Genomic DNA, 8,516 nt, shown 5'->3' on the forward strand with positions numbered 1-8,516 from the left:
AACGCCACTCCAGCAGGCTATGGCCCCCTGCCGCCGCGGGAGCCATAGCCTGAGCCGCACGGCTACAAGTTGTATACCAGCACCACCCCAATCAGCAGCGGCGCCAACCAGCGGCAACTCAAGCGCATCAGCGCCTCCGCCCACGCCGACAGCCGCAGCTGATCGCTGACTGCCGGCCAGGCCACCCGACCGGCAAACAAAGCGGTGCCGATGCACCCCAGCGGCAGCAAGATGTTGCAGGCGGCATAGTCCATCAGCTCGAAGATATTGCGGCCAAACAGCTTGCAATCGGCCAGCGGACCAAAGGACAAGGCCGCCGGCACGCCGGCCAGAAACACCAGCGCCGTGACGGCGAGGGTGGCCTTGCGGCGGCTGACGCCGAATTCGTCGATAGGCAGAATCACCACCACTTCCAGCAACGATACCGCCGAAGTCAGCGCCGCCATCAGCAGCAGAATGAAGAAAACAATGGCGAACAGCTGGCCATAGGGCAGATGGTTGAACACCACCGGCATCACCATATAGGTCAGACCAGGCCCGGCCTGCGGGTCCAGGCCAAAAGCGTAGATCGCCGGGAAAATCATCAGCCCGGCCAGCACCGAAGTCAGCGCGGTCAACCCCGTGACCCACAGCGCCGAATTGCCCAGCCGCGTGCCCTGGCCCAGATACGAACCGTAAGCCAGCATGCAGCCGGCGCCCACCGACAGCGAGAAGCAAGCCAGCCCCAGCGCCTCCACCAGCATGGCCGGCGTCAGCCTGGAAAAATCGGGGCGAAACAGCGCCTCCACCCCAGCCAAGGCGCCGGGCAGCGTCAGCGCGCGCGCGATCAAGCCCAGCATCAGCAGGAACAGCAGCGGCATCAACACCTTGCCCGCGCGCTCAATGCCCTTCTGCACCCCGCCCACCACCACCAGCAAGGTCAGCCCGGCGAACAGCGCATGGGTGAGCAAGGCCTCGGCCGGATTGCCGACGTACTGGCCGAACAGCTGGCCCAGCGCCGACATATCATCGCTCATCACCCGGCCATCAACGGCGCGCAACAGATAGCCCAGGGTCCAGCCGCCCACCACGCTGTAGAAGGCGAACACCAAAAAGCAGCACAACACGCCGCTGTAGCCCAGCAGCTTCCAGCGGCGCGAACCCAGCCGGGAAAACGCCCCCACGGCGCCGCAACCGGCGGCGCGGCCGATGGCCAGCTCGGCCTGCAGCAACGCCAGGCCCAAGGTAAAGGTAAATGCCAGATACACCAGCAAGAAAGCGCCGCCGCCATTCATCGCGGTGACGTAAGGAAACTTCCAGATCGAGCCTAAACCGACGGTGGCGCCGGCCGAAGCCAGAATGAAACCGAGGCGGGAACCCCACTGCGTGCGCTGCATGAATACTCCTGAACTAGCTGAAGCTGCCGCCGCGCGGGGTGAGACTGGATACAACAAGGCCGCCCTGTGCGGCGGCCCGGAACAACAAACGACAACTCCCCTGGCGCGCCGGTTAGCTGCGCCACCACCAGTTGCGGTTGAAGGAGGGAGTGGGTTTCGTTTGCATCATTTTTACAGCATGCCGGTTTTGACGACGCATCGTCAAGCCCGGCATGCCCTTCAACGATCAGGCGTTCTCGCTGGCAAGACGGGAATCGGCGCCCGATTTGCCCTTCAAGCGGAAGCCCACCCACAGCAGGCCCAGCCACAAGGGCAGCACGTAAACCGACACCGCCATGCCCGGCGTGAACAGCAGAATGCCGAGGATCATCACCATGAACACCAGGCACACCCAGTTGGAAACCGGATGCCACAGCGACGGGAACACCATTTTCAGGCCGGCCTTGGCGCGACGGAACTTCAGATGGGTCAGGCTGATCATCGCCCAGTTGGTCACCAGCGCGGCCACCACCAGCGACATCAGCAGGCCCAGCGCCTCGCCCGGCAACAGGTAGTTCAGCAGCACGCAGGCCACGGTGGCCAGCGCGGAGAACAAGGTGGCGTTGACCGGCACGCCGCGCTTGTCCAGCTTCTTCAGCGCGCGCGGCGCGTTGCCCTGCTCGGCCAGGCCGAACAGCATACGGCTGGTGGCGTAGACGCAGCTGTTGTAGACCGACAGCGCGGCGGTCAGCACCACAAAGTTCAGCGCGTGCGCGGTAAAACCGGCGCCGATCTGCTGGAAAATCATCACGAAGGGGCTGCCGCCGGCGGCGACTTTGCTCCACGGATACAGCGACAGCAGCACCACCAGCGAGCCGATGTAGAAGATCAGGATACGGTAGATCACCTGATTCACCGCCTTGGGGATGGTCTTCTGCGGGTCGGCCGCCTCGGCCGCGGTCATGCCGATCAGCTCCAGGCCGCCAAACGAGAACATGATCACCGCCATCACCATGAACAGGCCGCCGAAACCATGCGGGAAGAAGCCGCCGTCATTCCACAGATTGCTGACCGAGGCCTGCGGGCCGCCAGTACCGGACAGCAGCAAGTAGCTGCCGAACAGAATCATGCCGATCACCGCCGCCACCTTGATCAGCGCGAACCAGAACTCGGTCTCACCGTAGGATTTGACGTTGGCCAGGTTGATGGCGTTGATGCAGACGAAGCACACCAGCGCGGTCAGCCAGGTGGGCACATGCGGCCACCAGTACTGGACGTAGGCGCCCACCGCCGTCAACTCGGCCATGCTCACCAGCACGTACAGCACCCAATAGTTCCAGCCGGACAGGAAGCCGGCGAAATTGCCCCAGTAGCGGTAGGCGAAATGGCTGAACGAGCCGGCCACCGGCTCTTCCGCCACCATCTCGCCCAATTGGCGCATGATCAAAAAGGCGATGAAGCCGGCGATGGCATAGCCGAGAATCATCGAGGGCCCGGCGGCCTTCAGCACGCTGGCCGAGCCGAGAAACAGGCCGGTGCCGACCGCGCCGCCCAGCGCGATCAACTGTATGTGGCGGTTTTTCAGCTGGCGCTGCAAACCGGTATCAACTTCGCTCACTATGTATTCTCCTGAGGTGCAGGCGGCAAGCCGCCTGTAAGGTGCAATGCCCATCTAACCATCTGCCGGGCGCACCGTCAAACCGCTGGATACAATATATATGCTCACATTATGATAAATGGCTGCATTTTAGAAATTAAAAACCATTGAATATGGTTTTTTTTGACATAAATTGCCAATAATGGCGCATCACGCTGCAAATTCCCTAGGGGCTGTTGACGTTTGGTGAGTGGATCGCGTTTGCGCCGCTTTGGGCCGGAAGCAAGGCACACAGCCCGACGCATAGTCATTCTATGCAAGGGCTGGGCAACACCGCTTCCGGCCCAAAGCGGCCAAACCCGCAGGGCCGGGCGCCTTTCGCGCCGACTCTTCGTTGTTCCGCGCTGGCAGAGAATGACTATGCGGCGCGCGAAACGCCTCGATTCGTCGCAAAACGCATCCCGGCGCGACCGCTCACCAAACGTCAACAGCCCCTAGCCAGCGCCCTGGCCGCCCCGCCGCTAACGTTTCGTTACCCGTGGTGACAAATGCTGTACACAGTTCTTGCAACTGCCAATCGATAATCGCGTCGAAGCCATATGTGACCGCAGCGTCACTTCAGGGAGAGAATAATGAAACAGTCTGTACTCATCGCCAGCGTGCTGGGTGGCGGCATCGCGCTGGGCGCCATCGGCGTTGCCGGCATCCAGGCATTGAAACCGTCCAAACCGGAAAACGTCGCCGCGGCCAGCGCGCCGCTGGCCCAGGCCTCGGCCCCGGCCGTTCAGGCGCTGCCGCCGAGCACGGCCTCGTCCACGGTGGCTCAGGCTGCCGCCGTGGCGGCACCGGCCGCGGCGGTAGTGGCCGCCGCGCCGAAACCCGCGCCCAAGCCGGTCCACGCCAACCACGCCAAGATACTGGCCGTGACCCCGATCAAGGAAACGGTGAGCGAGCCGAAGCAGGTTTGCCATCAGGAGCAAGTCGTCCACCAGGCGCCGGTACAGGACAATAACCGCATCGCCGGCTCGGTGATCGGCGGCGTGGTCGGCGGCCTGCTCGGCAACCAGGTCGGCGGCGGCAATGGCAAGAAGGCCGCCACTGTGCTGGGCGCGCTGGCTGGCGGCCTGGCCGGCAACAAGGTGCAGGAAGGCATGCAGGAGCGCGACCAGGTGGCCAGCACCCGGACCATCTGCAATACCGAGAACGTAGACAAGGAAAAAGTCGTCGGCTACAACGTGCGCTACTCGCTGGACGGCAAGACCGGCACCGTGCGCATGGACCAGAAGCCAGAAGGCAAGACCCTGCCGGCCAAGGACGGCAAGCTGCTAATCTGATCCAACTGATCAGTCGCCCGAAAAGAACAAGGCCCGGAAACCGGGCCTTGTTCTTTCATTCACGCCACCTGACGCGGCGCTTCGACTCGCATGCGCTGGCGCGCCGCCACCTCTTCCGCCGCTTCCGGCGGGCCGAACAGCGACACCAGCCGGTCGCGCCAGTTATCCGCCCGCCAGGCCTCCGCCAGCATGTCGCGCCACTCCACCACGCTGACCCACAGCGGATTGAAGCTGTTGACCGGCTTCACCGTGCCGTATTCGCAGGGATCGCTGTCCCGCTCCTCCACGAAGGTGCCGAACAGCCTGTCCCAGATCACCAGCACCCCAGCGTAGTTGTGGTCGATGTAACGCGGGTTCTTCGCATGGTGGGTGCGGTGGATCGACGGGGTGTTGAAGACATATTCCAGCCAGCCCAGCTTGGGCACGATCTGGGTATGCACAAAGAACTGGAAGGCGAGATTCAGCAACACCACGGCCACCACCTGTTGCGGCGGAAAGCCGAGCCAGGCCAGCGGCAGCCAGAATGCCCACATGCCGGCCACCGGATACATCAGGCTCTGGCGGAAGGCCACGCTGAAATTCATGCGCGTGGAGCTGTGGTGCACGCTGTGCGCCGCCCACAGCCAGCGCACGCGGTGGCTGGCGCGGTGGAACCAGTAGTACAGGAAGTCTTGGCCGAGAAACAGCAGGAAGAAGCTCAGATAGCTGTCGGCAAAATCGAACAGCCGGTGCTGCTGGTAAATCCAGCCATATAGAGGCAGCACGAACACCCAGGCCAGCTTGTCTGCGCCCTGGTGCAGCAAACCCAACGCCGCGCAGCAGGCCGAATCGCGCCAGTCGTACACGGACAGCCGCCCCTGACGCCGCAGCCGCCATAGCTCCCAGGCGACGAACAACAGAAAAACCGGCACCAGCGCCAGCAGTATCAGTTCCACCGGAAATTTCATCGATCATCCCCTTGCCAGACAAAGCAAACACTTGATTGGAGTTTAGGCTCTATCCAGCAAGGGCTGTCAACCGCCATGTCATGGCGTCCAGGCAGGACCGGCTGACTGTGGCGCGAAAACCATAGTCAGGCTATTCGCGCCTGGCCATATAGGCCGCCAGCGCGGCGTCGCGGTCCGCCCATACGCGGGCCACGCTGGGCCGCTGTCCCAGGCGCTGCAGATAGTCGGCGCAACCGGACAGCCGCAGCGTCATGTCCTCGCCGAGGAAAGTCTGGCTCAAGCGTCCCACCGTCGGCAGGATGCCGGCGGCGCTGAGATCGGCGAAGCTGAAGTCCTCGCCGGCCAGCCACGGCGCCTGCCGCGCCAGCTGCGCCACCGCGCTGATGCCGCGCGCCAGGGCCTGGCGTATTTCCTCGGCCTGCTCCGCGCTAGGCTGGCTGCCTTTCATCATGTGGCCGATCAGCGGAGCCGCCGGCCGCATCACATACAGCTCCAGCATGGTCATCAGCTCGCGCGCCAGGGCGCGGCCGTTCGGCGTCGGCGGCAGCAGCGAAGCGGTGGGATATGCATCCTCCAGCCACTCCAGAATCACCGTCGATTCGGCCAGCGGGTGGCCATTGATCTCCACAAACGGAATCTTGCCCATCGGGCTCTTTTCCAGCAGCCAGTCCTCCTGCGAGGGCGGGGTCAGCACCTCCTGGAAATTCACGCCCTTCTCCAGCAAGGCGATCTTCACCTTGTTGTAGTACGGCGACAAAGACACTCCGTGCAGTTTGATCATGCCATCTCCAAAAGAACATTGGGAAAGCGGCGGGGCGGAATGCTGCCCGCCCCGCCGCGACTTGCGACATCATCGCAGCCTATAACGTTATTTAGCCAGCTCCAGGCTCTTTTGCTGCAACAATTTGCGGATTTGCGGCAGCATTTGCTGCGCCGCCTTCTCGCCTTCCAGAATAGCCTGATTGCGCGAATCAAAGTCGGCGGAGCCGATGTCCAGCACATCCGGCCGAATCACCACGTCGGCCTGCTTCAGTTCCAAGGCCAGCGCCGGGCCGTTCATGATGTTCAGGCTCTGGTCCAGCATGGATAGGAAACCAACCGCCTTGCCCGGCTTGGGACGGGCGGTGATGTCCACGGCGATGACGAACTGCGCGCCCATCTCGCGCGCCGCGCTGACCGGCACCGGGCTGACCAGGCCGCCGTCGACATAGCGCTTGCCGCCTATTTTCACAGGCAGGAACACATTGGGAATGCTGGCCGAGGCGCGCACCGCCTGACCGGTGTTGCCGACGCGGAACACCACCTTGCGGCCGGAGTCCAGCTCGGTCGCAACGGCGCCGAACGGCCTGGGCAGTTTTTCCAGCGGCTTGTTGCCCACCTGGGCATTGATCCAGTTCTGCAGCTTCTCGCCCTTCAGCACGCCCTTGGTGGACAGCGTCCAGTCGGTCAGGTCGGCCTGGTCCAGCGCCATGGCGCGCTGCTGCAGTTGCACGCCGTTGAGGCCGGACGCGTACAGGCTACCCACCACGCTGCCGGCGCTGGTGCCGGTGATCACGTCGGGCACGATGCCCGCGCCTTCCAGCACCTTGATCACGCCGATATGAGCGAAACCCTTGGCCGCGCCGCCGCCCAAGGCCAGGCCTATCTTCACTTTCACCGGGGCGGGGGCCGGCGCTTCCGGCACTTTGGACGTCGAACAGCCGGCCAATAGTGCGGCCAGGCCCAACACCAGCCAGGGACGCATTGCTTTCTTGCTTATCATGATTCCATCAGTCTTTCAGACATCGGCGGCCGGCAAGGCCGCCCCAACGGGCGCGGGATCGAGCATCACATAATTGAGATGCCGCGCGCCCTCCAATTCGAAATACGTTTCGCCATGCACGGCCATGCCTACCCGGCGGTAGAAGCCGATGGCGCGCGCGTTGCCGTGCCAAACGGTCAGCCACAAGCGCGGCTGGCCGGGCTGGAGGCGCGCCCATTGCCGCGCCGCATCCAGCAAGCGCCTGCCCAGGCCTTGTCCGGTATGGCTTTCCAGCAGATAGAGCCGGTCGACTTCCATCGTCGGGAAATCGCAGCCCAGGCACGCGCCGTCCAATTTCAACAGCGCGTAGCCGAGCAGATGGCCATCCTCCTCCATCAGCAGCAGCCGGCGCGCGGGATTGGCGATCAGCGCCTCGAAATGGGCCGGCGAGAATTCGGACAGCACATAATCGGCGATGCCGCGGCGGATGCCGCCGCCGATCAAATAAGTATTCAGCCACACCTGAATCGACAGGGCGGCCAGACAAGCCGCGTCATCGCGACAGGCGCTGCGGATTTCCACGTCCATAGCACAGACTCTGGTTCGCGCCGCCGGTTCGCTCAATCGGCCCGCGGCGCTTTCTTGACGAATTCGATCACCTGCCGACCGTCGTCCGTCATCTTGGCCAGCTTTTTGCCGGTGCCCTTCCAGGCATGGCCGTAGACCACCTCGTAGCTGGCAGGCAGCTTGCCGTCGCGGCGGTGGCGCTCATAGGCTTCCTCCACCTTGCGCCAAGCCTGCTTGCCCATCAGGCCGCGGCCGCGGCCGGCCGTGGCGTTGTGCGCGCCGATGGCTTTGAGGTCGCGCATCACCGCCTTGGCGTCGTCGTAAGTCAGCACGATCTTTTCCATGTCCATCACCGGCTCGGCGAAACCGGCGCGCATCAGCGCGTCGCCGATGTCGTGCATGTCGATGAACTGGTTGACGTGGGTGGCGCCGTCGATGCCGGCGAACGCGCCGCGCAGCTCGAACAGCGTGTCCGGCCCCAGGGTGGAGAACATCAGCAGGCCATCCGGCTTCAGCACCCGGCGCAGTTCGGCGAACATCTTGTCCGGCACATTGATCCACTGGATGGTCAGGTTGGACCAGATCATGTCCACGCTGTCGTCGGCCAAGGGCAGTTTTTCGATATCGGCGTTGATCTGCCACGGCTGGCTGGGCTTGAACAGCTTCTTCAACAGGCCGTCGCCCTCGCGGGCGCGTTCGCGCGAGGCCAATAACATGGCGTGCGCCAGGTCCAGCTCGATCACCCGCGCCTGCGGATAGCGTTGGCGCAAATGCGCCGCGCCGTAGCCGGTGCCGGCGCCGGCATCCAGAATCACCGCCGGCTGGTGCTTGATGTAATCCAGCCGCTCGGCCATGCGGTCGGACACTTCGCGCTGCAGCACGGCGGCCGAATCGTAACTGGCCGCGGCCTTTTCAAACGAGGCGCGCACGCGCGCCTTGTCGGTGTAAAACGCTTCACTCATGCCTGGGTTTCCA

General features: G+C 63.7%; 8 protein-coding genes. 1 reads left to right on the forward strand and 7 read right to left on the reverse strand.

What is annotated here, in order from left to right; translation table 11 throughout:
- Positions 1–62 precede the first annotated feature (62 nt).
- Together JHD59_RS16385 and JHD59_RS16390 are read right to left on the reverse strand one after the other, a co-directional pair.
- On the reverse strand, positions 63–1,376 hold the full coding sequence (locus JHD59_RS16385) for a sodium-dependent transporter (RefSeq protein ID WP_199155004.1): 1,314 nt from the start codon (positions 1,374–1,376) through the stop codon (positions 63–65).
- Between the two features lie 226 nt (positions 1,377–1,602).
- Positions 1,603–2,973, reverse strand: a complete 1,371-nt coding sequence (locus JHD59_RS16390; RefSeq protein ID WP_199155005.1) for an amino acid permease — start codon at positions 2,971–2,973, stop codon at positions 1,603–1,605.
- Positions 2,974–3,584: 611 nt separating this feature from the next.
- Here JHD59_RS16390 and JHD59_RS16395 point away from each other — a divergent pair.
- Positions 3,585–4,286: a glycine zipper 2TM domain-containing protein gene (locus JHD59_RS16395; protein WP_199155006.1), complete on the forward strand. Its 702-nt coding sequence runs from the start codon at positions 3,585–3,587 to the stop codon at positions 4,284–4,286.
- A 59-nt stretch (positions 4,287–4,345) separates the two neighbouring features.
- Here the strand turns inward: JHD59_RS16395 and JHD59_RS16400 are convergent, their stop codons facing one another.
- The 5 genes from JHD59_RS16400 to bioC all read right to left on the reverse strand — a co-directional run bounded on the left by JHD59_RS16400 (position 4,346) and on the right by bioC (position 8,503).
- A complete protein-coding gene (locus JHD59_RS16400) occupies positions 4,346–5,233 on the reverse strand; it encodes a sterol desaturase family protein (protein WP_199155007.1) in 888 nt (295 codons plus the stop codon).
- A gap of 130 nt (positions 5,234–5,363) precedes the next feature.
- A complete protein-coding gene (locus tag JHD59_RS16405; RefSeq protein WP_103321800.1) occupies positions 5,364–6,014 on the reverse strand; it encodes a glutathione S-transferase family protein in 651 nt (216 codons plus the stop codon).
- A gap of 87 nt (positions 6,015–6,101) precedes the next feature.
- Complete coding sequence (locus JHD59_RS16410) at positions 6,102–6,977, reverse strand: patatin-like phospholipase family protein (RefSeq protein WP_233164286.1); 876 nt, start codon at positions 6,975–6,977, stop codon at positions 6,102–6,104.
- Between the two features lie 33 nt (positions 6,978–7,010).
- A complete protein-coding gene (locus tag JHD59_RS16415; RefSeq protein WP_199155009.1) occupies positions 7,011–7,562 on the reverse strand; it encodes a GNAT family N-acetyltransferase in 552 nt (183 codons plus the stop codon).
- Positions 7,563–7,594: 32 nt separating this feature from the next.
- On the reverse strand, positions 7,595–8,503 hold the full coding sequence (bioC, locus tag JHD59_RS16420) for a malonyl-ACP O-methyltransferase BioC (RefSeq protein WP_043627443.1): 909 nt from the start codon (positions 8,501–8,503) through the stop codon (positions 7,595–7,597).
- Between the last annotated feature and the right edge of the window lie 13 nt (positions 8,504–8,516).

It is taken from the genome of Chromobacterium sp. ASV23 (assembly GCF_016428945.1).
Lineage (GTDB): Bacteria > Pseudomonadota > Gammaproteobacteria > Burkholderiales > Chromobacteriaceae > Chromobacterium > Chromobacterium sinusclupearum.

What these genes read in the sequence shown, in the direction of transcription:
- JHD59_RS16405 (WP_103321800.1), bottom strand. Translation starts at nt 6,014, where the DNA reads ATGATCAAACTGCACGGAGTGTCTTTGTCGCCGTACTACAACAAGGTG.
- JHD59_RS16385 (WP_199155004.1), bottom strand. Translation starts at nt 1,376, where the DNA reads ATGCAGCGCACGCAGTGGGGTTCCCGCCTCGGTTTCATTCTGGCTTCG.
- JHD59_RS16395 (WP_199155006.1), top strand. Translation starts at nt 3,585, where the DNA reads ATGAAACAGTCTGTACTCATCGCCAGCGTGCTGGGTGGCGGCATCGCG.
- bioC (WP_043627443.1), bottom strand. Translation starts at nt 8,503, where the DNA reads ATGAGTGAAGCGTTTTACACCGACAAGGCGCGCGTGCGCGCCTCGTTT.
- JHD59_RS16400 (WP_199155007.1), bottom strand. Translation starts at nt 5,233, where the DNA reads ATGAAATTTCCGGTGGAACTGATACTGCTGGCGCTGGTGCCGGTTTTT.
- JHD59_RS16410 (WP_233164286.1), bottom strand. Translation starts at nt 6,977, where the DNA reads ATGCGTCCCTGGCTGGTGTTGGGCCTGGCCGCACTATTGGCCGGCTGT.
- JHD59_RS16415 (WP_199155009.1), bottom strand. Translation starts at nt 7,562, where the DNA reads ATGGACGTGGAAATCCGCAGCGCCTGTCGCGATGACGCGGCTTGTCTG.